The following is a 24,764-nucleotide window of genomic DNA, read 5'->3' as shown; positions in this document are numbered from 1 at the left end:
GAAAAGAACGGTGCCCCAGAGGCTTGGGGCATCTCTCCGCAGGAACAACCACGGTGCACGGCCCGCGTCAGCCTCTGGCAAACGCAGGAATGTGCGCCGGGACTGCTAACCAGAGCAGTCACAGGTGGTGCGGCGCCGCGAGCGCAGCACCGAATGCGCAATACCTAAACGAAGAACGGTAGATAAGCATGAATCTTCACGAGTATCAGGGTAAGCAGCTGTTCGCTGAATACGGCCTGCCTGTTTCCAAAGGCTTTGCTGTAGACACCCCGGAAGAAGCGGCAGAAGCTTGCGACAAGATCGGTGGCACTGAGTGGGTCGTCAAAGCCCAGGTGCACGCTGGCGGTCGCGGCAAGGCTGGCGGTGTAAAACTGGTCAAGAGCAAGGAAGACGCCAAGGCGTTCGCCGCCAACTGGCTGGGCAAGCGTCTGGTGACTTACCAGACAGACGCCAACGGTCAGCCGGTCACCAAGATCCTGGTTGAATCCTGCACCGACATCGATCAGGAACTGTACCTCGGCGCCGTCGTCGACCGTTCCAGCCGTCGCATCGTGTTCATGGCGTCCACCGAAGGTGGCGTGGACATCGAGAAAGTCGCGCACGACACTCCCGAGAAGATCCTCAAGGCCACTATCGATCCGCTGGTCGGCGCTCAGCCGTACCAGGGCCGCGACCTGGCTTTCCAGCTGGGCCTGAAGGGCGACCAGATCAAGCAGTTCACTCACATCTTCGTTGGCCTGGCCAAACTGTTCCAGGACTACGACCTGGCACTGCTGGAAGTGAACCCGCTGGTCATCAAGAAAGACGGCAACCTGCACTGCCTGGACGCCAAGATCAACATCGACAGCAACGCCATGTACCGCCAGCCCAAGCTGCGCGCCATGCATGACCCGTCGCAGGACGATCCGCGTGAAGCCCACGCTGCCAAGTTCGAACTGAACTACGTAGCCCTGGAAGGCAACATCGGCTGCATGGTCAACGGTGCCGGCCTGGCCATGGGTACCATGGACATCGTCAACCTGCACGGCGGCAAGCCAGCCAACTTCCTCGACGTAGGTGGTGGTGCTACCAAAGAGCGCGTGACCGAAGCCTTCAAGATCATCCTGTCCGACAGCAACGTCGCGGCCGTACTGGTCAACATCTTCGGCGGCATCGTTCGCTGCGACATGATTGCCGAAGGCATCATCGGCGCGGTGAAAGAAGTCGGCGTGAAGATTCCGGTCGTGGTTCGTCTGGAAGGTAACAACGCCGAACTGGGTGCCAAGGTCCTGGCCGAAAGCGGCCTGAACATCATCGCGGCAACCAGCCTGACCGACGCTGCTGAGCAAGTCGTCAAAGCTGCGGAGGGCAAGTAATGAGCGTCCTGATCAATAAAGACACCAAAGTCATCTGCCAGGGCTTCACCGGCTCGCAAGGTACTTTCCACTCCGAACAAGCCATCGCCTACGGCACCAAGATGGTTGGCGGCGTAACGCCGGGCAAGGGCGGCACCACTCACCTGGGCCTGCCGGTGTTCAACACCGTCAAGGAAGCCGTTGAGACCACCGGCGCTACCGCTTCGGTGATCTACGTTCCGGCTCCGTTCTGCAAGGACTCGATCCTGGAAGCAGCGTTCGGCGGCATCAAGCTGATCGTCTGCATCACCGAAGGCATCGCGACCATCGACATGCTGGAAGCCAAGGTCAAGTGCGACGAGCTGGGTGTTACCCTGATCGGCCCGAACTGCCCAGGCGTGATCACTCCCGGCGAGTGCAAGATCGGCATCATGCCAGGCCACATCCACCTGCCAGGCAAAGTAGGCATCGTGTCGCGTTCCGGCACCCTGACCTACGAAGCTGTCAAGCAGACCACTGACGCCGGTTTCGGTCAGTCCACCTGCGTCGGCATCGGTGGTGACCCGATCCCGGGCTCCAACTTCATCGACATCCTGAAGCTGTTCCAGGAAGACCCGAAGACCGAAGCGATCGTCATGATCGGTGAGATCGGCGGTTCCGCTGAAGAAGAAGCTGCTGCCTACATCAAGGCCAACGTGACCAAGCCGGTGGTGTCCTACATCGCTGGTGTCACCGCGCCGCCCGGCAAGCGCATGGGCCACGCCGGCGCCATCATCTCTGGTGGTAAAGGCACTGCGGACGAGAAGTTCGCTGCCCTGCAGGACGCGGGTGTGAAAACCGTGCGTTCGCTGGCCGACATCGGCAAGGCCCTGGCCGAGCTGACCGGTTGGGAAGTCAAGAAAGCCTGAGGCTGACTTGATCTAAAAAGGCCACCTTCGGGTGGCCTTTTTTATTGCCATGTCCTTGCCGGATGCTGCGTATGGCGTAGGTTAGGTCCGAGCCATCGGGCGGATTCAATGACCCTGGCGAGACGGTGCGCCCAGCACATCTGCAATAGCATGGCGTTAGGTGCTAGGCGCAGGGTTTGCGGTGAAATGGAAATTTTTCGCGAGGCGACAGATTGTTGTCACTGTTCGACAGCCCGACCGTGGACTGCCGCGGTCGACGAGAAAATTCGTTAGGCTTGCAACGATTTTGCTGCCCGGCTTCACAAGAGTCCTGGCCCGGTCTCGGATCGCCGCGCCGCAACGGTTCGGTGGCGTTTCCCAAGCCAGCGCCAACCCTGCATTTCTCCATGAATTCCTGTCTGTGGTACTCCCTGCTATGACTCGTTTGAAAAGCCTCGACCTTCTGGCATTGGGCTTCATGACCTTCGCCCTGTTTCTCGGCGCCGGTAACATCATTTTTCCGCCCGGCGCGGGCATGGCTGCCGGGGAGCATGTCTGGTCTGCCGCCTTCGGCTTCCTCATCACCGGTGTCGGCCTGCCACTGCTTACCGTGGTTGCGCTGGCGCGTGTCGGCGGAGGCATGAACGAGCTGACCGCTCCTCTCGGTCGACGTGCCGGCACGCTGCTGGCTGTGGCCGTATACCTGGCCATCGGTCCGCTGTTCGCTACTCCTCGCACTGCCACGGTGTCTTTCGAGATGGGAGTGGCACCGTTCTCCGGCCACGAATCGAGCGCGCTACTGATATACAGCGTCGCCTATTTCGCCGCCGTGCTGTTCCTGGCCCTGAATCCGGGCAAGCTGGTGGACAGCATCGGCAAGTTCCTGACCCCGGTGCTGCTCGCGGCGCTGCTGGTGCTGGGTGGGGCTGCGCTGATGTCGCCGGCTGGCGAGATCGGCCAGAGTACCGAGGCCTACCAGGCCAATCCGTTCGTCAAGGGCTTCCTGGAGGGTTACCTGACCATGGATACCCTGGGCGCGCTGGTATTCGGCATCGTCATTGCCACTGCCATCAAGGATCGCGGCGTCAGTGATCGTCGCCTGATCACCCGCTATTCGGTAGTGGCGGGGCTCATTGCCGCCACGGGGCTGTCGGTGGTCTACCTGGCGCTGTTCTACCTCGGTGCGACCAGCCAGGGCATCGCCGGCGACGCGTTGAATGGCGTGCAGATACTTATCCACTACGTGCAGCACACGTTCGGTATCTATGGCAGCCTGCTCCTGGCCGTTGTCATTACCCTGGCCTGCCTGACCACAGCAGTTGGGCTGCTGACCGCCTGCGGGGAATACTTCAGCAAAATGCTGCCGGTTTCCTATCGCACGGTGGTGCTGGTCTTCGGTCTGTTCAGCCTGGTGGTGTCTAACCAGGGGCTGACCCAATTGATCAGTGTGTCGGTGCCGGTACTGGTCGGGCTTTACCCGCTGGCTATCGTCCTGGTTGCGCTGAGTCTGTTGAGCAGTCTGTGGTGTTCGGCACCGCGGGTGTTCGTGCCGACCATGGCCGTGACGCTGATCTTCGGCCTCGCGGATGCATTCAATGCCGCAGGTTTCAAGGCTCTGGTGCCGAGCCTTTTCGCCAACCTGCCACTTGCCGCCCAGGGACTTGGCTGGCTGCTACCTGTAGCAGTGACACTGCTGGCGGCGGCGATCTTCGATCGCCTGCGCGGCGAGCCGGGCACTCAGCCCGTCTGAGCTCGCTTCCGGGGCCGTGCAAAGGCGGCCCGAACGCTCTGCAGCGCGCCTTTTGGCGCGCTGCGCCTGATCTTTGGCACATCTGGCGCCTTCTACCGATTGCCGCCTGCGCGGGTGTGCCGGACAATCTGCGGGAATTCTTCCGCAGTCCGTCCGCCATGTCGCAATCGATCTTCTTCGCCCACGCCAACGGTTTTCCCTCCGCCACCTACGGCAAGCTGTTTGCCGCGCTGGCCCCGGACTACCAGGTCCAGCACCTGGAGCAGCACGGTCACGACCCGCGCTTTCCGGTGGATGACAACTGGAACAACCTGGTCGACGAGCTGATCCTGCACCTGGAGCGGGGCGCCGAACCGGTGTGGGGTGTGGGACATTCGCTCGGTGGCGTGCTGCACTACCATGCCGCCTTGCGCCGCCCGGAGCTGTACCGCGGCGTGGCGTTGCTCGACTCGCCGCTACTGACCGGTGTCGACCGCATGGTGATTCGTGCGGCCAAGCGTTTCGGCTTCATCGACCGGATCACCCCGGCCGGACGCACCATCGGCCGCCGCGAGGCGTTCGCCGACCTTGCCGAGGCGCGCGACTACTTCGCCGGCAAGAGCCTGTTCAGCCGCTTCGATCCCGATTGCCTGGACGCCTACGTGCAGCATGGCCTGCGCAGTGAAGGGCAGGGCTTGCGCCTGCGTTTCGACCCGGCCACGGAAATCGACATTTACCGCAGCGTGCCGCACATCAGCCCCGGTCGCCCGCAGCAGTTGCAGGTGCCGCTGGCGGTGATCCGCGGTCGGCATAGCCGTGTGGTGCTGCCGCATCATGCGCGGCTGGTCAGCCGCGCACCGAAGGGCGAGTACCTGACGCTGCCGGGCGGGCACATGTTCCCGCTGGAGCGACCACAGGACACCGCGCAACTGCTCAAGGCGCTGTTCGGCCGCTGGCAGGGCCGCCATCAGGAGCATTCCGCATGAGTTTCAGCGTCGAGGAAGTCCGTTTCAGCCTGCCCCACGTCGAACTGGCGGCGCATGTATTCGGCCCCGAGGACGGTATTCCGGTGATCGCCCTGCATGGCTGGCTGGATAACGCCATGACCTACGCGCGCCTGGCGCCGAAGCTCCAGGGGCTGCGCATCGTCGCCCTGGATTTCCCCGGCCACGGCCATTCCGGGCATTACGCGGCGGGCTCCAGTTACAGCATGTGGGAGTACGCCGAGGACGTGATCCGCGTGGCCGACCAGATGGGCTGGCAGCGCTTTTCGCTGCTCGGCCATTCGCTGGGCGCAATCATCTCCGTGCTGCTGGCGGCGTCGATGCCCGAGCGCATCGAGCGCCTGGCGCTGATTGATGGGCTGATCCCTTACACCGGCGAGGCGGACAGCGCGCCGCAACGCCTGGGCGATGCGCTGCGTGCGCGTCTGGCCCTGCACCACAAGCAGAAGCCGGTGTACGCCGATATCGAGCGCGCGGTGGAGGTGCGCATGAAGGGTGTGGTCGCGGTCAGTCGCGAGGCGGCGGAGTTCCTTGCCCAGCGTGGTCTGGAGCCGGTGCCCGGTGGTTACACCTGGCGCACCGACATCCGCCTGACGCTGCCCTCGCTGATGCGCCTGACCCTGGCCCACGCCGAGCAGTTCGTCAGAAGCGTGCGCTGCCCGACCTGCCTGGTGCTGGCGGAGCAGGGCCATGCTGCCGTCGAGCCGCGTATCGCCCGCATCCTCGAAGGCACCACGTTCGAGGTGCACCGGCAGCCCGGCGGTCATCACCTGCACCTCAACGACGAGGCGGGCGCAACGCTCGTCGCAGACTGTTTCAATCGATTCTTCGCCACGGCTTGACTTGCCCCCGCCAACTGCCGAGGCTGGGCGGACCCTTGTAAGGAGTCCGTCATGATCGATCTTTACACCGCCGCCACGCCCAACGGCCACAAGGCGTCCATCGCCCTGGAGGAGTTGGGCCTGGCGTATCAGGTCCATGCCCTGTCGTTCGACAAGCAGGAGCAGAAGACCGCCGAATTCCTGCGCATCAACCCCAACGGACGTATCCCGGCCATCGTCGATCGCGAGAACGACGACTTCGCCGTGTTCGAGTCCGGCGCGATCCTCATCTACCTCGCCGAGAAGACCGGCCAGTTGATGCCAACCGACGTAAAAGGCCGTTCACGCGTGCTGCAGTGGCTGATGTTCCAGATGGGCGGGGTCGGCCCGATGCAGGGGCAGGCCAATGTGTTCTTCCGCTATTTCCCGGAAAAACTGCCCGGTGCGATCAGCCGCTACCAGAATGAAACCCGGCGCCTCTACGAAGTGCTCGACGCTCGTCTGGGTGAGGCCGAGTACCTGGCCGACGCCTACAGCATTGCCGACATCGCCACCTATCCCTGGGTGCGCATTCACGAATGGGCCGGGGTCTCGGTCGACGGGCTGGCACATCTGCAGCGCTGGATGGGCCAGATCGCCGCACGCCCGGCTGTGCAGCGCGGGTTGCAGATTCCGCCGCGTGCCGAAGACAGTCGCGTGGTGAAAACCGCGCAAGACATGCTGACCCGCTGAGGAACCGGATGCGCTCTCTTTTCGTTTGCCTGCTCATGCTCACCGGCAGCGCGGCCATCGCCGCCACGCCGGACCCTCGGGACCTCGATGTCCTGCCGCGCCCGGCCCACGCCGAAATCGTCGATTACCGTGACGTCGCCAGCCTGGAGCGCCGCTATCCGCAGGAGCCGGTGCAGCGCATCAGCGGCCAGGTGCGCCTCAACGAGTCGGTCCTGGTGGAAGGCCGCCTGCGCGCGCCAACCTACCGCATGGCCGAACAGCATTCGCCTGTCGAGGCGGCGCTGAATGCGCGCAAGACCCTGCAGCAGGGCGGCGCACAATTGCTCTACTGGTGCGAGGGCCGCGAGTGCGGCTCGAGCAGCCTGTGGGCCAACAACATCTTCGACAACGCCAAGCTGTATGGCCCGGAGGAACGGCAGATCTACCTGCTGTTGCGCCTGGCCGAACCGCAGCAGGACAGCCTCGTCGCGCTGTACGGCATCACCCGCGGCAACCGCCGCTCCTACCTGCACGTCGAGCAGCTCGACGCCAGCGCACCGCTGACTGCCGTGCTGCCGACCGCCGCCACCTTGCTGCGTCAGCTGCAGAGCGAAGGCGAGCTGGCCCTGCCACACTTGCCGGCGACCCCGGACGAGGCCTGGAGCGCGCTGCTGCTGCGCACGCTCAAGCTCGACAGCACGTTGCGCGTGAGCCTGAGCGGCGAAGGTGCGGCGGCTTGGCGCGACCTGCTGCTCAGCCAGCGCGTGCGCGACAACCGCCTGCAACTGGGCGAGGAAAGCGGGGCGGGCCTGCGCCTGACCAAGCTGCGTTGAGGTCGTCAGGTTTCTGCGAAACCGTCACCGTGCTGGCGTAAGCTGCCTCCGCTATTCTGCAGCGCGCTGTGCCGGTGAGCGGTTTTCCAGCAGCCGCTGCGACTATCTGCGACCCTCTACCGCTGATCTTCTGGAATTCCTCTGATGCTGAACAACGACCGGCTGTTGGTGCAGATTCTTCTGTTGGCGCTTCTCGGGGCCTGCTTCTGGGTGCTGGCGCCGTTCTTCTCCGCGCTGTTCTGGGCTGCGGTCCTGGCCTTCGCCAGCTGGCCGCTGATGCGCCTTTTGACGCGCTGGCTGAAGGGCCGCGAATCCGCTGCCGCGGCGCTGCTGACCCTGGCCTGGATGGTGCTGGTGGCAGTGCCGCTGGTGTGGCTGGGCTTCAACCTGGCCGATCACGTGCGCGACGCCACCACGCTGTTCAAGGATGTGCAGGTCGACGGCCTGCCGTCGCCGCCGAGCTGGCTGGGCAGCCTGCCGCTGGTGGGCGAGCGTCTGGTGGCGCTGTGGGAGCAGGTCGGTCGCGAAGGTTCGGAGCTGTTCGCCAGCCTGCGCCCGTACCTCGGCCAAGTCGGCAACTGGCTGCTGGCACGCAGCGCGCAGATCGGCGGCGGCATGCTCGAACTGGTGCTCAGCCTGATCCTGGTGTTCTTCTTCTACCGCGACGGTCCGCGCCTGGCGGCCTTCGCCGAGAGCCTGCTGGAGCGCCTGATCGGCGTGCGCGCCGAACACTACCTGCAACTGGTCGCCGGCACCGTGCAACGGGTGGTCAACGGGGTGATCGGCACGGCAGCGGCGCAAGGCCTGCTGGCGCTGATCGGCTTCTGGATCGCCGGTGTGCCGGGCGCTCTGGTACTCGGCATCGTCACCTTCATCCTCAGCCTGATTCCCATGGGGCCGCCGCTGGTCTGGGTGCCGGCCACGGCCTGGCTGGTCAGCCAGGGCGAGTACGGATTCGCCATCTTCCTCGGCATCTGGGGCACCTTCATCATCAGCGGCGTGGACAATGTGCTCAAGCCGTACCTGATCAGCCGTGGTGGCAACCTGCCGCTGGTGGTGGTACTGCTCGGCGTGTTCGGCGGCATCCTCGCGTTCGGCTTCATCGGCCTGTTCCTCGGCCCGACGCTGCTGGCGGTGGCCTACAGCCTGCTCGGTGACTGGGTGCGCGGTGCGCCCCTGGTCACAGAATCGATCGAGAACCAGCGGCGCGAGCCATAGGCACCACGCCGCGCATTGGTGGCCGGCAGTGCCGGTGATAACCTTGCGCGGCTTTTCCACGGCCGCTTCGCCGTGCGAGCTGACGCCCTTAACCACAGGCCCACTCGCACCTTGCGGGGCGCGTGACGACCTGGTCTGCCAGGCGTGAGTCGGGCCCGTCACGGGGGCAGGGAAGACAACCAACACCTACATACAACGGACAGACTCATGAAAAAATCAGCAGGAATCGCTGTAGGCCTCATCGTGGCGGTCGGGGCGCTGAGTACCGCTGGGGCGTGGTACACCGGCGAGCAACTGGATGGCGTGCTGCGCACGTCCGTCGAGCAGGCCAATCAGCAAATGAAAACCGCGCTGGTCGGCTTCGACGGCAGCGTCACCCTGGAACTGGTCTCGCTGGAGAAGAGCCTCTTCACCAGCACCGCGCACTACCGCCTGAAGGCCGACAGTGCCACCTTCGGCGACGAGTACAGGAACGTCGAACTGCTTTTCGTCGACCATATCGAGCACGGCCCGCTGCCGCTGTCGCGCCTCAAGGCCGGCAAACTGATGCCGGTAATGGCCACCAGCAATTACGCGCTGCAGCCCAATGCCTTCACCGAAAAATGGTTTGCCGCGAGCAAGGGCGAGTCCCCGCTCAAAGGCCAAGTCAGCCTCGGCTACGACCGCGCCACCAGCGGCACCGTCGAACTGCTGCCGCTGGACGTCGCCCTCGATGAGTCGAGCAAGCTGACCTTTTCCGGCCTGATCCTCGACGTGGACGCCAGCGCCGAGGCCGAGAAGATCCGCATCGGCGGCAACATGGACAGCCTGGTGCTGTCGGTCAACGCGGAAAACCAGGAGCCGGTGCTGATGGAGCTGCGCGGCCTGAGCCTGGACAGCGACCGCTTCAAGGGCACCTCGGGTTTCTACCTGGGCCGCAACGATGTGAAACTGGCCAGCGCCGAAGTCAAAGTTGGCGAGCGCCTGCCGCTGCTGTTCAAGGATTTCAGCCAGAGCGACACCCTGGAAGAAACCGGCAGCAACCTGGCCGGCCGCGTCGTCTACGACATCGGCATGATCAGCTACAACGGCAAGGACATCGGCGGCGCGCAGATGATCTGGGGCCTGAAGAACCTGGACATTCCGGCCACCCAGTCACTGGCCAGACTCTACGAGAGCAAGCTGCAGTCGCTGCAGGCGGCCAACGATGACGACGCCGCTGCAGTGCCGGAGTTGAATGACGCGGAGAAGGCCCAGCTGCTGGCCGACGTGAACCAGTTGCTGGCCGCCAAGCCGCAACTGGCCCTGGAGAAACTGTCGTTCAAGACCGCCAATGGCGAGAGCCATTTCGCCCTGGCGGTGGACTTCAACAAGCCGGAGTCGCTGGAATTGCCGGCACCGCTGTTGGCCCAGCAACTGATCGGCCAGCTGAGCGCCAGGCTGGTGGTGTCCAAGCCGATGATCAGTGACGTGGTCAGCGTGCAGGCGGCCTTCGACGGCCAGGCCGACCAGGAAGCGATTGCCCAGCAGGCGTCGATGATGACCGAGATGGCCAGTGGCATGGCGCTGTCCACCCAGCTGGCCAGACTGGAAGGCAACGACATCGTCTCCAGCCTGCAATACGCCAACAATCAGGTCGACTTCAACGGCCAGAAGATGACCGTCGAAGAGTTCGTCGGCATGGTCATGGCGATGGCCGGCGGTATGGGCGGTGGTGCCGCCGATGAAGCTGGCGCCGAGCCGGAGCTGGACCTCGAAGGCCTGTCCGAGGACAGCGTCGAGCTGCAGTAAGAAGCAGGCGCCGCTGGCGCCAGGCACGATCAACGGCCGACCACTCCGCACCCGCGGGGTGGTCGGCCGTTGTGCGTTCAAGCGCTATGGATGGGGCGCTCAATCAGTTGTCGGTGCGGCCCGGCCGATGACGCTGCCGCCTTCTGTACATCTTCAACACTGCGTCCTTCCTTCGCGCGCTCGTTTCTCCGGAGTGGCGGGGCCGCTGTCCAGTCACTGCCCCTCCCGCCCGTTGTAATGCAGTGGCCGCGCTTCTTTACGCCTTCTTTATGCCGCGTCGCTCCTGCGTGTCTCGTTCCTTTACGCCCTGCCTGCCGAGAATGACCGCACAGCGGTAGCGACCGCCTCACGGAGCATCACACATGAGCATTCTCGACGGGGTGTCCCTGGGCCTGGCCTCGGGACTTTTCATTTATCTGCTGGTGGCGCTGCTGCGCGCCGATCGCAGCTAGGGAGGCCGCATGCAGGTTCAAGATTACGCACTGCTGCTGGCCTTCTTCGTGCTGGTGCTGCTGCCGGCACCGTTTCTCGGGCGCTACCTGTTCCGCGCCATGGAAGGGCAGAAGACCCTGCTGACGCCATTGCTTGGTCCGGTCGAGCGGCTGTGCTACCGCGTCGCCGGCGTCGATGCCGATGCCGAGCAGGACTGGAAAGGCTACGCCCTGGCACTGCTGTCCTTCACCCTGGCCAGCCTGCTGGTGTTGTTCGCCATCCTCATGCTGCAGGGCGCCTTGCCGCTCAACCCGCAAGGCTTACCGGGCCTGGAGTGGACCCTGGCGTTCAACACCGCGGTGAGCTTCGTTACCAACACCAACTGGCAGGCCTACAGCGGCGAAGCCTCGCTGAGCTATTTCAGCCAGATGGTCGGCCTCGGCGTGCAGAATTTCGTCAGCCCGGCGGTCGGCCTTGCGGTGCTGGTGGTGCTGTGCCGCGGCATCGCCCGACGCTCGACCCACGACCTGGGCAACTTCTGGATCGACCTGACCCGCGCCATCCTCTACGGACTGTTGCCGTTCTGCCTGGTGCTGGCGCTGCTGCTGGTCTGGTTCGGCGTGCCGCAGACCTTTAGCGACTACGCCCATGCCCTGACCCTGCAGGGTGCCGACCAGGTGATTCCGCTGGGTCCTGCGGCCAGCCAGATCGCCATCAAGCAGCTCGGCACCAACGGTGGCGGCTTCTTCGGCGTCAACTCGGCGCACCCGTTCGAGAACCCCACGGCGTGGAGCAACCTGTTCGAGCTGGCGTCGATCATCCTGATCCCGGCGGCGCTGGTGTTCACTTTCGGCCACTACGTCAAGGACCTGCGCCAGAGCCGTGCGATCCTCGCCAGCATGCTGATCCTGTTCGTCATCGGCCTGGGCGTGACGCTGTGGGCCGAGCATCAGGTCACCCCGGCGCTGGCCGCGTTGCCGATCGAGCAGGGCGGGTCGCTGGAAGGCAAGGAGAGCCGCTTCGGCATCGCGGCCTCGGCGCTGTGGGCGGTGACCACGACGGCGGCGTCGAACGGTTCGGTCAATGCCATGCACGACAGCTTCAGCGCGCTCGGCGGCCTGGTGCCGATGTTCAACATGATGCTGGGCGAGGTGGTCTTCGGCGGCGTCGGTGCGGGGCTCTACGGCATGCTGCTGTTCGTGCTGATCGCGGTGTTCCTCGCCGGGCTGATGATCGGCCGCACGCCGGAGTACCTAGGCAAGAAACTCGAGGCCCGCGAAGTGCGCCTGCTGGTCGCCACGCTGCTGGTGATGCCGGTTGGCGTGCTGGTACTCGGCGCCCTGGCGGCCAGCTTGCCGGGCCCGGCGGCGTCGGTCAGCAACCCCGGTGCGCATGGCTTCAGCCAGCTGCTCTATGGCTACACCTCCGGTGCGGCCAACAACGGATCGGCGTTCGGCGGCTTCAGCAGCAACACGCCGTACCACAACCTGATGCTCGGCCTGGCCATGCTCATCGGCCGCTTCGGCTACATCCTGCCGATCCTCGCCATCGCCGGCAGCCTGGCGGCGAAGAAGAGCGCGCCACTGGGTAGCAACAGCTTCCCCACCCACGGCCCGCTGTTCGTCACCCTGCTGACCCTGACCATCCTCCTGGTCGGCGGCCTGACGTTCTTTCCGGCGCTGGCCCTGGGCCCGCTTGCCGAACACCTCGCCATGTTCCAGGGCCTCTAAGGGAGAACCATGATGAACGCCCGAACTCAAACCCAGCTGCCGGCCACCGGCAGCACCAAGACGCAACCGCGTACCAGCCTGGCGGCCCTGTGGAAGCCCGCGCTGCTGCAAGCCTTCGTCAAGCTCGACCCGCGCCAGCTGCTGCGCTCGCCGGTGATGTTCGTGGTCGAGCTGACCGCGTTGGTCACCACGCTGCTGTGCTTCGTGCCCAACCCTGCGGTGTCCACTGGCCTGGCGGTGCAGATCGCCCTGTGGCTGTGGTTCACCGTGCTCTTCGCCAACTTTGCCGAAGCGCTGGCCGAAGGCCGCGGCAAGGCCCGCGCCGACAGCCTCAAGGCTGGCAGCCAGGGTCTCGGCGCGCGTCGGCAGACCGCCGCGCAACAGTACGAAACCGTGCCGGCGAGCAGCCTGCGCCGCGGCGACATCGTGCGTGTCGAGGCCGGCGAACTGATCCCTGGTGACGGCGAGGTGATCGCCGGGATCGCCGCGGTCAACGAAGCGGCGATCACCGGCGAGTCGGCGCCGGTGATCCGCGAATCCGGCGGCGACCGCTCGGCCGTCACCGGCAATACCCGCGTGGTGTCCGACTGGCTGCTGGTGCAGATCACCGCCAACCCGGGCGAGTCGACCCTGGACCGGATGATCGCCCTGGTCGAAGGCGCCAAGCGGCAGAAGACGCCGAACGAAGTGGCGCTGGACATCCTGCTGATCGGCCTGACCCTGATCTTCCTGCTGGTGGTGGCGACGCTGCAGCCGTTCGCCCGTTTTGCCGGCGGCGACCTGCCGCTGGTGTACCTGGTGGCGCTACTGGTGACGCTGATCCCGACCACCATCGGCGGGCTGCTCTCGGCCATCGGCATCGCCGGCATGGACCGCCTGGTGCGCCTCAACGTCATCGCCAAGTCCGGCCGTGCGGTGGAAGCGGCAGGGGACGTGCATGTGCTGTTGCTGGACAAGACCGGCACCATCACCTTCGGCAACCGCCGTTGCAGTGCACTGTGCAAGGCGCCGGGCGTGAGCGGCAAGGAACTCAGTGACGCCGCGCTGCTGGCTTCGCTGGCCGACGACACGGCGGAGGGCAAGTCGATCGTCGAGTACCTGCGCGCGCTGAACACCCTGATCGAGCCGCCGCGCAGCGAGCTCAAGGCGATCCCGTTCAGCGCCGAAACGCGGCTGTCCGGTGTCGACTGGGCCGGCGTCAGCTACCGCAAGGGCGCGGTGGATGCAGTGCTGCTTTACCTGGGCCTGAGCCGCGACGAGATGCCGGCGCCACTGGCACGCGAGGTGGAGAAGATCGCCCAGAGCGGTGGCACGCCGTTGCTGGTGGCCGGCGGCGACCGCTTGCTCGGCGCCATTCACCTCAAGGACGTGGTCAAACCGGGTATCCGCGAGCGCTTCGCCGAGCTGCGGCAGATGGGTATTCGCACGGTGATGGTCACCGGCGACAACCCGCTGACCGCCGCCGCCATCGCCGCCGAAGCGGGGGTCGATGACGTGATCGCCGAGGCCACGCCGGAGAAGAAGCTGCAGCGCATTCGCAGCGAGCAGGCCGAAGGCAAGATGGTCGCCATGTGCGGAGATGGCGCCAACGACGCGCCGGCGCTGGCCCAGACCGATGTCGGCCTGGCGATGAACGACGGTACCCAGGCTGCCCGCGAGGCCGCCAACCTGGTCGACCTCGACTCCGACCCGACCAAGCTGCTCGACGTGGTGCAGGTGGGCAAGGAGCTGTTGGTGACCCGTGGCGCCCTGACCACCTTCTCGGTGGCCAACGACGTGGCCAAGTACTTCGCCATCCTGCCCGCGCTGTTCGCCGGCATCTACCCGCAGCTCGGCGTGCTCAACCTGATGCAGCTGCACAGCCCGCAGAGCGCGATCCTCTCGGCCATCGTGTTCAACGCCCTGATCATCGTCGCGCTGATTCCCCTGGCCCTGCGTGGCGTGCGCGTGCAGGCCACGGATGCCGCCAGCCTGCTGCGCCGCAACCTGCTGATCTACGGCCTCGGCGGCCTGCTGGCGCCCTTTGTCGGCATCAAGCTGATCGACCTGCTGCTGGTGGCGCTGGGCCTGGTGTAACGGCCTGTCTGGGGCCGCCCGCGCAGACGGGACAGAGGCTTTATCGCTGAACAGCGCTTGCGCTGGCCCAAAGGGGAATCACCCGGTGGCGCTGCGTTGTATTTCAACTGTTGAGGAATTGATCATGCTCAAACACATCCGCCCAGCCCTGAGTGTGCTGGCGTTCATGACCCTGATTACCGGGGTGATCTACCCGCTGACCGTCACCGGCATCGCCCAGGTGGCGTTCCCCGAGCAGGCCAACGGCAGCCTGGTGCGCGATGCCAGCGGCGAGCTGCGCGGCAGCGCGCTGCTGGCGCAGAACTTCGAGGGTGCCGAATGGTTCCAGCCACGGCCCTCGGCCGCCGGTCTCGCCACGGTGGCCAGCGGTGCGAGCAACCTGGCGCCGAGCAACCCGGCGCTGGCCATGCGCATTGCCGCCGAAGCCGAGCGCCTGGCCGTGGCCGGGCAGGGCGACGTGCCGATGCAACTGGTGACCACCTCCGCCAGCGGCCTCGACCCGCACCTGTCGCCAGCGGCGGCGCGCTACCAGATCGCGCGGATCGCCGCGGCTCGCGGTATTCCCGCGGAGCAATTGGAACGCCTGCTGCAACAGCATGTGCAGCAGCCCCTGATCGGCCCCGCGGTGGTCAACGTACTGGCGCTGAACATGGCCCTGGCCGACAATCGCCAACCCGCCCCGACCGAGTGACCGCGATGAGTGATGCCGTACGCGCCGATGCCTTGCTAGCCGACATGCCGCGCGATGGCCGGGGCCGGCTCAAGGTCTTTCTCGGTGCGGCGCCCGGTGTAGGCAAGACCTTCGCCATGCTGCAGGCGGCGCAGAGCCGCTTGCGCCAGGGCGTCGACCTGCGTGCCGGGGTCGTTGAGACCCACGGCCGCGCCGAGACCGAGGCGATGCTCATCGGCCTGCCGCAACAGCCACCGCTGCGCCTGGAGTACCGTGGCGTGGCGATGAACGAGATGGACCTCGACGGCATCCTCGCCCAGCCACCGCAGCTGGTGCTGGTCGACGAGCTGGCGCACAGCAACGCCCCCGGCAGCCGCCACGCCAAGCGCTGGCAGGACGTGCAGGAGCTGCTGGCCGCGGGTATCGACGTCTACACCACGGTCAACGTGCAGCACTTGGAAAGCCTCAACGATCAGGTCCGCGACATCACCGGCGTGCAGGTCCGCGAAACCCTGCCGGACTGGGTGTTACAGGAAGCCGACGAGATCCTCCTGATCGACCTGCCGCCGCGCGAGCTGCTCGAGCGCCTGCGCGACGGCAAGGTCTACGTGCCGGAGCAGGCGCGCGCGGCCATCGATGCCTTCTTCAGCCAGACCAACCTCACCGCCTTGCGCGAGCTGGCGATGCAGACTGCTGCCGCCCGGGTGGATGCCGACCTGGCCCGGCGCTACCGCCAGCAGGGCCAGGAGGCACCGACCGTGCGCGGCCGGTTGCTGGTCGGCATCGACGGTGATGCCCAGGCCGAGCGCCTGGTGCGGCACGCCTGTCGCGTGGCCGAACGGCGTCATCTGCCCTGGTCGGTGGTGCACGTCGACACCGGCGGCGAGCGTGACGAGCAGCGCCTGGCGCATTTGCAGTCGGCGCAGCAGCTGGCCGAACGCCTCGGCGGCGAGGTGGTCAGCCTGCGGGGTGGCGAGGTCTCGCGCACCCTGGTCGAACACGCCTACGAACGCCGCGCCAGCCTGATCCTGGTCGGGCGCAGCCGCCAGCGCCTGCGTCGTCGCTGGTGGTTCGGGCGAGGCCTGGCGGAGCGTCTGCTGGCGCTGGGCGAGGGCCTGGAGATCAGCGTGCTCGACAGCGATGCGCAGCAACTGCCGGCGCCTCGGCATGCCAGCGCGCCGCCGGTCTGGCGTGACTACCTGCTGGCGCTGCTCGCCACCCTCACCGCGGCGGCCCTGGCGCGCGGCCTGGCGCATTTCCTCGAATTGCCGAACATCTCGCTGATCTTCCTCGCCGCCGTGTTGCTGGTGGCGGTGCGCAGCAGCCTCGGGCCGTCGCTGGCCTGCGCCGGGTTGTCGTTCCTGGCCTACAACCTGCTGTTCATCGAGCCGCTGCTGTCGTTGAAGATCGAACGCCAGCAGGACGTGCTGACGCTGCTGTTCTTCCTGCTCATGGCCGCCCTGACCGGCAACCTGGCCAGCCGCCAGCGCCGGCAGCTGGCGGCGTTGCGCGAGACCCAGGCGGAAACCACGGCGCTGCTCGAACTGTCGCGCAAGCTCAGCGCGGCGACCGATCGCCAGGCGGTGTTGGCCGCTGCGCTGCAACAGTTTTCTGCCTGGAGCGAGCTCGATATTGCCGTGCTTGCGCGCAGTGCCGATGGCATCTGGAAGGTCGAGGGCGGCGTGCAGCGCCTGCTCGCCGAACAGGAACGCGCCGCCGCCGACTGGGCCTGGCAGCACGACCAACCAGCCGGCCTCGGCACGGGCACCTTGCCGGGTGGGCGCTGGTGGTGGTCGCCGCTGTCCGGTGAGGATGGCCCGCTGGCGCTGCTCGGCGTCAGCCCGCGTGATGGCCGGCCTCTGGCGCCGGAGCAACGCCGCTTGCTCGCCGCACTGGGGCAGCCGCTGGCCCAGGCGCTGGCGCGCGCGCAGCTGGCTGAAGACCTCGAAGCTGCGCGCCTGCACGGGCAAACCGAAGAACTGCGCAGCGCGCTGCTGGCCTCGGTTTCCCACGACCTGCGCACACCGCTGACGGCCATGCGCGGCTCCATCGACAGCCTGCTGGCGCTTGGCGAGGCGATTCCGCTGAGCGACCGTCGCGAGTTGCTGGAAGGCACCCGCGATGAAGCCGAGCGGCTGGACCGTTACATCCAGAACCTGCTGGACATGACCCGTCTCGGCCACGGCGGCCTGAAGCTGGCGCGGGACTGGGTGGCGCCGGCCGACATCGTTGCCAGCGCCGTGCAGCGTCTGCGCCCGGTGCTGGCGCCGCTGCAGGTGCAGCTCGCGGTGCCGACCGAATTGCCGCTGCTCTATGTGCACGCGGCGCTGATCGAACAGGCACTGGTCAACGTGCTGGAAAATGCCGCGCGTTTTTCGCCGCTCGACGGTCGCCTGCGCATCGCCGTGGATTGCGGCGAGGACGAGTTGCGCTTCGTGGTCAGTGACCAGGGGCCGGGCATTCCGGAACACGAGCGGGAAAAGATCTTCGACATGTTCTACACCGCCGCCCGTGGCGACCGCGGCGGCCAGGGCACCGGCCTCGGCCTGGCGATCTGCCAGGGTATGCTCGGCGCGCATGGCGGGCGGGTCAGCGTGGGCGAGGGGCTCGACGGCCGGGGCGCCAGCCTGATCCTGCACCTGCCGTTGCAGCATCAACCCCAGTGGGAGGACGATGACGCCGATGAGCACTAATCAACCGACCATTCTGGTGATCGACGACGAGGCGCAGATTCGCAAGTTCCTGCGCATCAGCCTCGCCGCCCAGGGCTACAAAGTGCTCGAAGGCGCCAATGGTGGCGACGGCCTGGCCCAGGCCGCGCTGGCCAAACCGGACCTGGTGGTGCTCGACCTCGGCCTGCCGGACATGGACGGCCAGCAGGCGCTGCGCGAACTGCGCGAGTGGTCGCAGGTGCCGGTGCTGGTGCTGTCGGTGCGCGCCAGCGAGGGCGAGAAGGTGCTGGCCCTGGATGGCGGCGCCAACGACTACGTGACCAAGCCCTTCGGCATTCAGGAGTTCCTGGCGCGGGTGCGCGTGCTGTTGCGCCAGGTCGGCAGCGGCGAACAGCAGGAGGCGGTGGTCAGCAGTGGCGGGCTGCGCATCGACTTCGCCTACCGCCGGGTCAGCCTCGACGACGCGGACATCGCCCTGACGCGCAAGGAGTTTGCCGTGCTGGCCATGCTCGCCCGTCACCTGGGCCGCGTGGTCACCCAGCAGCAACTGCTCAAGGACATCTGGGGGCCGACCCACGTCGACGACAGCCATTACCTGCGTGTGGTGGTCGGCCATCTGCGGCAGAAGCTCGGCGATGATCCGACCGCGCCGCGTTTCATCGTCACCGAGGCCGGTGTCGGCTACCGCCTGCTGGCGCTGTAGTGAGCGAGCCATCACCGCAGGGTGCGCCGTGCGCACCCTGCGATCATCAGGAATGGTTGCGCTCGTACTTGTCGAGGGTGTCGCTGGCGATCTGCCGGCCGAGCTGGATCAGCTCCGGCGCCTTGTGGAACTCGAAGAAACGGCACACCCGGCGCGGCACGTTGATCAGAATGTCCGGCGGGTAGCCGGCGATCTTGTACTGCGCCAGCGAGGTCTGCATCACCTCGAAACTCTGGTTGACCAGCTCCAGCAGCGAGGCCGGGCCGACGTTGCTGAGCACCTTCGAATTGCTCGCCGATTTTGGCGCGCCTTCTTCCTCGGCCTTGGCCGCCGGTATGGTGCTTTCGATCCAGGGATTGCTTTCCTCGATCTCGGTGGCGATCTGCAGTTCTTCGCCAGGCTCGCGCTTGAGGAAGGGCAGGCGGGTGCTCAGCGAGGTCATCAACTGGTCGATGCGGTTCTTGAACGCCGCCGGACGTTCGATCACCGGCAGCTGGTACTGCTTCTGGTTGAGCGCGTTGAGGTTGACCGCGACGATCAGGTCGCAGTGGCTGGACACCACCGGCACGATCGGCAACGGGTTGAGCAGGCCGCCGTCGACCAGCATGCGGTTGCCCTGGATCACCGGGGTGAACAGGCTGGGAATCGCCGCTGAAGCGCGCATGGCCTTGTGCAGGCAACCTTCCTGGAACCAGATTTCCTGCTGGTTGCTGAGGTCGGTGGCGACGGCGGTGTAGGGGATGCGCAGGTCTTCGATGTCGATCTCGCCGAGGATCTCGTGGATCTTGCCGAAGACCTTTTCGCCGCGGATGGCGCCGAGTCGGAAGCTGACATCGAGCAGGCGCAGCACGTCGAGGTAGTCGAGGCTTTCGGTCCATTCGCGGTATTCGGTGAGCTTGCCGGCGGCGTAGATGCCGCCGACCACAGCGCCCATGGAGCAGCCAGCGACGCAGCCGATTTCATACCCCCGCGCTTCCAGCTCCTCGATCACACCGATGTGCGCATAGCCGCGCGCACCGCCGGAGCCCAGCACCAGCGCCACTTTCTTGCTCATCGTCACTCCCCCAAAAGATCAGCCGACCATACCCGCACGGCCAGGCGCCGCCAAGCGGCCATTTGCTAGAATCCGCTGGCAGCGGTCGAGGCATGAGACGGCTGCGATGGGGCCGGCGATACGTTTGCGTGCTGCATCGCAGAAGCCCGCGAAAGGTCGCCCCCTCCGGCACTTTTTCGGTCAGTCGCTATCCATAGTGGCCTTGTAGTTCAGGAGCTCCACCGATGAAGAGAATCAGCATGCTGCTCGTGCTCGGCCTGGCCCTTACCGGCTGCGCCGCCAAGACCGCCTACCGCGACAGCTGCGGCAACCAGCTGGATGCCGCCTGGCGCGAGCTGGACATCGCCAAGGCCGAAGGCTTCGCCGGCACCGTCAGCTACTCCAAGGCACTGTCGCTGCTGACCGGGGCGAAAACCCAGCAGCAGTTCGAAGCGTTCGAGGGCTGCACATCCAAGGCCGAGAAGGCCCGCTTCTATATTCGCGAATCGCGCGCCGGACGCTGATCAGCGCGTCGCCGTCGGCCACCAGGAGAGCGCCATGCTCATTGATTTCAGCAGTCTGAGCCCGCTGGAGGCCTATCGCTGGCTGGCGTCCACCGTCACCCCGCGACCGATCGCCTGGGTCTCCAGCCAGTCGCCGCAGGGGCACAACAACCTGGCGCCATTCAGCTTCTTCCAGGTGATCAGCGACGAGCCGCCAACGCTGATGGTGAACGTCAACAACCGCGCCGACGGCGGTCTCAAGGACACCCTGCAGAATATTCAGGCCACCGGCGAGCTGGTCATCCAGCTGGTGTCGTTCGCCCAGGCCGAGGCGATGAATGCCAGCTCGGTGGTGCTGCCCCTCGGAGTCAGCGAGTTCGAGCAGTGCGGCATCGCCAGCCAGCCTTCGACTCGCGTACGCCCGCTCCGGGTGGCCGGCGCCCCCGTGGCGTTCGAGTGCCGGGTGGTCGAGGTGCAGCCGTATCCACGGACACAACCGAACTGCCACCTGATCTTTGCCGAAGTGCTGTTGGCGCATGTCGATGATGCCGTGCTCACCGAGCAGGGGCGCATCGACCCGCAGCGCCTGGATCTGATCGGGCGCCTGGGTGGCAGCCACTACTGCCGCACGCAGGAACTGCTGAGTCTGCAACGGCCCTAATCGTCAACAAAGGTTGCAGGCGGCTATGCCCGCCCGGCGTCGCGCAGTAGCATCGTGCGCCTGACCTGAAGGAGTGACGCATGCGTACCAAGCTGGATGCCGTTCTGCACGCCGTTAACCAGATTCTGCTGGGCAAGGAGCCGCAGGTGCGGCTGGCGCTGACCTGCCTGCTGGCGCGCGGCCACCTGCTCATCGAAGACCTGCCCGGCATGGGCAAGACCACCCTCAGCCATGCCCTGGCGCGGATTCTCGGCCTGAGCTTCCAGCGCATCCAATTCACCTCCGATCTGCTGCCCGGCGACATTCTCGGCACCTCGGTGTTCGACAAGGACAGTGGACAGTTCACTTTCCACCCCGGGCCGATCTTCGCCGAGCTGGTACTGGCCGACGAGATCAACCGCGCCACGCCGAAAAGCCAGAGCGCGCTGCTCGAAGCCATGGAAGAGGGCCAGGTGACCATCGAGGGCGCCACGCGGCCGTTGCCCGATCCGTTCTTCGTCATTGCCACACAGAACCCGGTGACCCAGGGTGGCACCTTCGCCTTGCCCGAGTCGCAGCTCGACCGCTTCCTCATGCGCCTGTCGCTGGGCTATCCGGCCCGTGCGGCGGAGAAGGCGCTGCTGCTGGGTGAGGCACGGCGCGAGCTGCTGCCGAAGATCGAGCCACTGCTCGACCACAGTGAGCTGGCAGCGATCCAGGCGCTGATCCCGCAGGTGCGCACCAGTGATGCGCTGGTCGACTACGTGCTGCGCCTGGTCGAGGCCACGCGCAGCGAGCCGCAATTCGCCTGGGGCCTGTCGCCACGCGCCAGCCTGGCCTTGCTCGCCGCCGCGCGGGCCTGGGCTTTCCTGGCCAACCGCGAGTACGTGATTCCTGAAGACGTGCAGGCGGTGCTGCCCTCGGTGGTCGGCCATCGCCTGCGCGAGCGTGCCGACCCTAGTGGTCACGGCGGCGGCTCGCTGGTGCAGTGGCTGCTGCGCGAAGTGCCTGCGGTGTGAGCGAGGCACTCGGTCTGAAACCACGCTGGAAACGCTGGCTGGCGCGGCGCATACCCGCCGCCGCGCAGGTGCAGCTGACCCAGCGACGGATCTTCATCATGCCCAACCGGGTCGGCGCGGCCTTTGGCCTGCTGCTGTTTCTGCTGTTGCTTGCCGGGATCAACTACCAGAACAGCCTGGCCTACGGCCTGACCTTCCTGCTCGGTTCGGTATTCATCATCGCCATCCTGCACACCTACCGCAATTTCAGCGGGCTGGTGCTCAAGGCCGGGGTCAGTAACGCGGTGTTCGTTGGCGAGCAGGCGCGCTTTCGCGTGCGCCTGGAAAGCGTCGGCCATGCCCATCACGCGGTTGCACTGGGCTGGCCACCGGAGCCGTTGCAGCAGGCCGATGTGCCCGCCGAAGGGCAGCGCGAGTGCGAACTGGTAATGCAGGCGCAGCGCCGCGGCTGGCTGCGCCCGGAGCGCATTCGTGTGGAAAGCTGTTTTCCGCTGGGCATCCTCGTCGCCTGGAGCTGGGTCGACCTGGACCAGGCGGTGCTGGTCTATCCGCTGCCGATTCCCGGCGATCTGCCGCTTGGCGGAGGCGGCAGTCCCGAGGATGAGGACGAGGGCGTCCGCGCGGTCGGCCAGGGTGCCGACGATTACCAGGGACTGAAAACCTACCAGCCCGGCGACAACCGCCGACGCCTGCACTGGAAAGCCTATTCGCGGGGGCAGGGCTTGCTGGTCAAAGACTTCGCCGCGCTGGCCGGGCGTGACTTGTGGCTGGATTACCTGGCCGTGGGCGGCGACCCGGAAACCCGTCTGTCGCTGCTCTGTCACTGGGTGCTGCAGCTGGACAGCCGCCAGCAGGCTTACGGTCTGCGCCTACCGGGAGTGGAACTACGCCCCGACTACGGCGACGCGCACCGCGAGGCCTGCCTGCGCGCACTGGCGCTGTACGGAGAAGCGACATGAGCCGGGTCGAACCGAGCATTCCGCGTATCAGCCTGACCTGGCTGCTGGTGGCCCAGGTGCTGGTGATTCTGCCGCACCTGCTGCACCTGCCGCTGTGGATCATCGGCCTGTGGCTGATCTGCGCTGGCTGGCGGGTGCAGGTGTTTCGCATGCGCGCCCGTTATCCGTCCGGCCCGGAGCGTGTGGTGCTGGTGCTGGCCATGGGCATCGCGGTGTTCCTCTCGCGGGGCAGCCTGATCGGCCTGGAGGCTGGCGTGCTGCTGCTGGTGGCGACCTTCATCCTCAAACTGGTGGAGTTGCGCAGCCGGCGCGATGCACTGGTGCTGATCTTCCTCGGTTTCTTCGTGGTGGTGACCGCCTACCTGTTCGATGACAGCTTGCTCGCCGCGCTGTACAGCCTGCTGCCGGTCACCGCGCTACTGGCCGCCTTGATCGGTCTGCAGCAGAGCGGTGTTGCGGTGCAGCCCAAGGCCACGCTCAAGCTGGCCGCTGGTCTGTTGCTGCAGGCCGTACCGCTGATGCTACTGCTGTTCATGCTGTTCCCGCGCATCGGCCCGCTGTGGAGCCTGCCCAATCCGAACAAGGCCTACAGTGGCCTGTCCGACAGCATGGCACCGGCGGACATCGCCGAGCTGAGCCGTACCGACGGGCTGGCCTTCCGCGCCAGCTTCGACGGCACGGTACCCGAGCGCCGCGACCTGTACTGGCGCGCGTTGACCATGGATCACTTCGACGGGCGTCGCTGGTCGCAATCGCGGGACCTGATCGCCCCCGGTGCGAAGTGGGAGAAGCGCGGCGAGAAACTCGATTACAGCGTCGTCATGCAGCCCACCGGCAGGCCGTGGATGTACGTGCTCGACGTCGGCCAGAGCGACCACGAGCGGGTGCGGCAGATGAGCGACTTCCGTCTGCAGAACGTGCGACCGGTGGTGCAGAACCTGCTCTATCGGGCCAGCTCCTGGCCGGACGCCGTGCGTGACCCCGAACTGGCACCTGGCATGCGCCGCCTCGCCCTGCAGCTACCGGCACAGGGCGACCCCCGTGCGCGCGCCTGGGCCGAAGAGCTGAAAGCCTCGACGGCGGGCCCGCAGGCGCTGGTTGACACGCTTTTACAGCATTTCAATCGCGAACCCTACGGCTACACCTTGCGACCGCCACCCGTGGGCGAGAACAGCATCGATGATTTCCTCTTCACCACGCGCAATGGTTTCTGCGCCCATTACGCCGGCGCCATGACCTTCGTGTTGCGCGCCGCCGGGATTCCCGCGCGCGTGGTGGCGGGCTACCAGGGCGGTGAACTGAGCGGCGACCGCAGCTACGTATCGGTGCGCCAGTTCGATGCTCACGCCTGGGTCGAGTACTGGTTGCCGGAGAAGGGTTGGATCGCCGTCGACCCAACCTTCCAGGTCGCCCCGGAGCGGATCGAGCTGGGCCTGGAGGAAGCGGTTTCCGCCGAGCAGAGTTTCCTCGAAGAGTCGCCCCTGTCGCTGTTGCGCTATCGCAACGTCAGTTGGGTCAACGGCCTGCGCATGACCTGGGACAACATCAATTACGGCTGGCAGCGCTGGGTGCTCGGCTACCAGTCCGAAGAGCAACTGCAGACCCTGCGCCGCTGGTTCGGGGAGCTGGAGTGGCGGCGCCTGGTTCTGGCCCTGGTGGGTGGTGGTGCCGTGCTGCTGGGGGTGGTGGCATTGTTGCTGTTCCGCCCCTGGCAGCACCGGCGTGATCCGCAGCAGCAACTGCTGCGTCGTTTCGAGCGGTTGCTGGCGCGCCAGGGCGTGCGGCGAGGAACGGGCGAGGGGATCCGAGCGTTCGCCGTGCGGGCGAGCCAGGCGCTGCCGGTGCAGGCGGCGGCGATCCAGGCGTTCGCCAGTGCCTTCGAGGCGCAGCGCTATGCCGGCGCGACGCTGGCGGCGGACGAGTTGCGCGCGGCGTTGCGGCGTCTGCGTCGCGAGTTGCCGTGGCGCCGCGCAGCGTCCTGATGCCGTCATGCCCGCCGTGCTAGATGAACCAGGCAAGC

General features: G+C 66.2%; 21 protein-coding genes. 20 read left to right on the top strand and 1 reads right to left on the bottom strand.

Going from position 1 to position 24,764, the window contains the following annotated elements:
- Positions 1–188: 188 nt before the first annotated feature.
- The 15 genes from sucC to IB229_RS14415 all read left to right on the top strand — a co-directional run bounded on the left by sucC (position 189) and on the right by IB229_RS14415 (position 18,590).
- Entirely contained in the window at positions 189–1,355 is a 1,167-nt protein-coding gene (gene sucC / locus IB229_RS14485; RefSeq protein ID WP_192330133.1) for an ADP-forming succinate--CoA ligase subunit beta, read from the top strand.
- Positions 1,355–2,242 carry a succinate--CoA ligase subunit alpha gene (sucD, locus tag IB229_RS14480; RefSeq protein WP_192330131.1) on the top strand — a complete coding sequence of 296 codons (888 nt, stop codon included), beginning with the start codon at positions 1,355–1,357 and terminating at the stop codon, positions 2,240–2,242. The genes sucC and sucD overlap by 1 nt, the downstream gene beginning before the upstream one ends.
- A 415-nt stretch (positions 2,243–2,657) precedes the next feature.
- Positions 2,658–3,971: a branched-chain amino acid transport system II carrier protein gene (gene brnQ / locus IB229_RS14475; RefSeq protein ID WP_192330129.1), complete on the top strand. Its 1,314-nt coding sequence runs from the start codon at positions 2,658–2,660 to the stop codon at positions 3,969–3,971.
- A gap of 158 nt (positions 3,972–4,129) precedes the next feature.
- Positions 4,130–4,936 carry an alpha/beta fold hydrolase gene (locus tag IB229_RS14470; protein WP_192330127.1) on the top strand — a complete coding sequence of 269 codons (807 nt, stop codon included), beginning with the start codon at positions 4,130–4,132 and terminating at the stop codon, positions 4,934–4,936.
- Positions 4,933–5,796 (top strand): alpha/beta fold hydrolase, encoded by an 864-nt coding sequence (locus IB229_RS14465; protein ID WP_192330125.1) that lies wholly within the window; start codon positions 4,933–4,935, stop codon positions 5,794–5,796. Before IB229_RS14470 ends, IB229_RS14465 begins: the two co-directional genes overlap by 4 nt.
- 51 nt (positions 5,797–5,847) lie before the next feature.
- The gene (locus IB229_RS14460; RefSeq protein ID WP_192330123.1) at positions 5,848–6,507 is read left to right on the top strand and encodes a glutathione S-transferase family protein; all 660 of its coding nucleotides are present in this window, start codon (positions 5,848–5,850) and stop codon (positions 6,505–6,507) included.
- An 8-nt stretch (positions 6,508–6,515) separates the two neighbouring features.
- Complete coding sequence (locus tag IB229_RS14455) at positions 6,516–7,319, top strand: DUF4892 domain-containing protein (RefSeq protein WP_192330121.1); 804 nt, start codon at positions 6,516–6,518, stop codon at positions 7,317–7,319.
- A gap of 144 nt (positions 7,320–7,463) precedes the next feature.
- Entirely contained in the window at positions 7,464–8,537 is a 1,074-nt protein-coding gene (locus IB229_RS14450; RefSeq protein WP_192330119.1) for an AI-2E family transporter, read from the top strand.
- 207 nt (positions 8,538–8,744) lie between these two features.
- A complete protein-coding gene (locus IB229_RS14445) occupies positions 8,745–10,307 on the top strand; it encodes a YdgA family protein (RefSeq protein ID WP_192330117.1) in 1,563 nt (520 codons plus the stop codon).
- A gap of 362 nt (positions 10,308–10,669) precedes the next feature.
- A complete protein-coding gene (gene kdpF / locus IB229_RS14440; protein WP_192330115.1) occupies positions 10,670–10,759 on the top strand; it encodes a K(+)-transporting ATPase subunit F in 90 nt (29 codons plus the stop codon).
- A 9-nt stretch (positions 10,760–10,768) separates the two neighbouring features.
- Positions 10,769–12,469 (top strand): potassium-transporting ATPase subunit KdpA, encoded by a 1,701-nt coding sequence (kdpA, locus tag IB229_RS14435; RefSeq protein ID WP_192330113.1) that lies wholly within the window; start codon positions 10,769–10,771, stop codon positions 12,467–12,469.
- Positions 12,470–12,481: 12 nt separating this feature from the next.
- Positions 12,482–14,545 carry a potassium-transporting ATPase subunit KdpB gene (gene kdpB / locus IB229_RS14430; protein WP_192330112.1) on the top strand — a complete coding sequence of 688 codons (2,064 nt, stop codon included), beginning with the start codon at positions 12,482–12,484 and terminating at the stop codon, positions 14,543–14,545.
- A 124-nt stretch (positions 14,546–14,669) separates the two neighbouring features.
- Positions 14,670–15,236, top strand: a complete 567-nt coding sequence (kdpC, locus tag IB229_RS14425; protein WP_192330111.1) for a potassium-transporting ATPase subunit KdpC — start codon at positions 14,670–14,672, stop codon at positions 15,234–15,236.
- 5 nt (positions 15,237–15,241) lie between these two features.
- Entirely contained in the window at positions 15,242–17,908 is a 2,667-nt protein-coding gene (locus IB229_RS14420) for a sensor histidine kinase (RefSeq protein ID WP_192330109.1), read from the top strand.
- The gene (locus IB229_RS14415) at positions 17,898–18,590 is read left to right on the top strand and encodes a response regulator (RefSeq protein ID WP_192330107.1); all 693 of its coding nucleotides are present in this window, start codon (positions 17,898–17,900) and stop codon (positions 18,588–18,590) included. Before IB229_RS14420 ends, IB229_RS14415 begins: the two co-directional genes overlap by 11 nt.
- Positions 18,591–18,636: 46 nt before the next feature.
- On the opposite strand, the gene IB229_RS14410 is transcribed toward IB229_RS14415, so the two are convergent.
- Positions 18,637–19,644 (bottom strand): patatin-like phospholipase family protein, encoded by a 1,008-nt coding sequence (locus IB229_RS14410; RefSeq protein ID WP_192330105.1) that lies wholly within the window; start codon positions 19,642–19,644, stop codon positions 18,637–18,639.
- A 224-nt stretch (positions 19,645–19,868) separates the two neighbouring features.
- On the opposite strand from IB229_RS14410, the gene IB229_RS14405 reads away from it, so the two are divergent.
- From IB229_RS14405 to IB229_RS14385, 5 genes are all read left to right on the top strand, one after another.
- Positions 19,869–20,147 carry a hypothetical protein gene (locus tag IB229_RS14405; protein ID WP_192330103.1) on the top strand — a complete coding sequence of 93 codons (279 nt, stop codon included), beginning with the start codon at positions 19,869–19,871 and terminating at the stop codon, positions 20,145–20,147.
- Positions 20,148–20,181: 34 nt separating this feature from the next.
- The gene (locus IB229_RS14400) at positions 20,182–20,787 is read left to right on the top strand and encodes a flavin reductase family protein (protein WP_192330101.1); all 606 of its coding nucleotides are present in this window, start codon (positions 20,182–20,184) and stop codon (positions 20,785–20,787) included.
- An 80-nt stretch (positions 20,788–20,867) separates the two neighbouring features.
- Positions 20,868–21,785: an AAA family ATPase gene (locus tag IB229_RS14395; protein WP_192330099.1), complete on the top strand. Its 918-nt coding sequence runs from the start codon at positions 20,868–20,870 to the stop codon at positions 21,783–21,785.
- On the top strand, positions 21,782–22,744 hold the full coding sequence (locus IB229_RS14390; protein ID WP_318652113.1) for a DUF58 domain-containing protein: 963 nt from the start codon (positions 21,782–21,784) through the stop codon (positions 22,742–22,744). The genes IB229_RS14395 and IB229_RS14390 overlap by 4 nt, the downstream gene beginning before the upstream one ends.
- On the top strand, positions 22,741–24,726 hold the full coding sequence (locus IB229_RS14385) for a DUF3488 and DUF4129 domain-containing transglutaminase family protein (RefSeq protein WP_192330097.1): 1,986 nt from the start codon (positions 22,741–22,743) through the stop codon (positions 24,724–24,726). Before IB229_RS14390 ends, IB229_RS14385 begins: the two co-directional genes overlap by 4 nt.
- Positions 24,727–24,764 lie beyond the last annotated feature (38 nt).

Origin of the sequence: Pseudomonas sp. PDM14 (assembly GCF_014851905.1) — a bacterium.
In the GTDB taxonomy this organism is placed as follows: domain Bacteria; phylum Pseudomonadota; class Gammaproteobacteria; order Pseudomonadales; family Pseudomonadaceae; genus Aquipseudomonas.
This window is presented reverse-complemented; position numbering and strand designations above follow the sequence as displayed.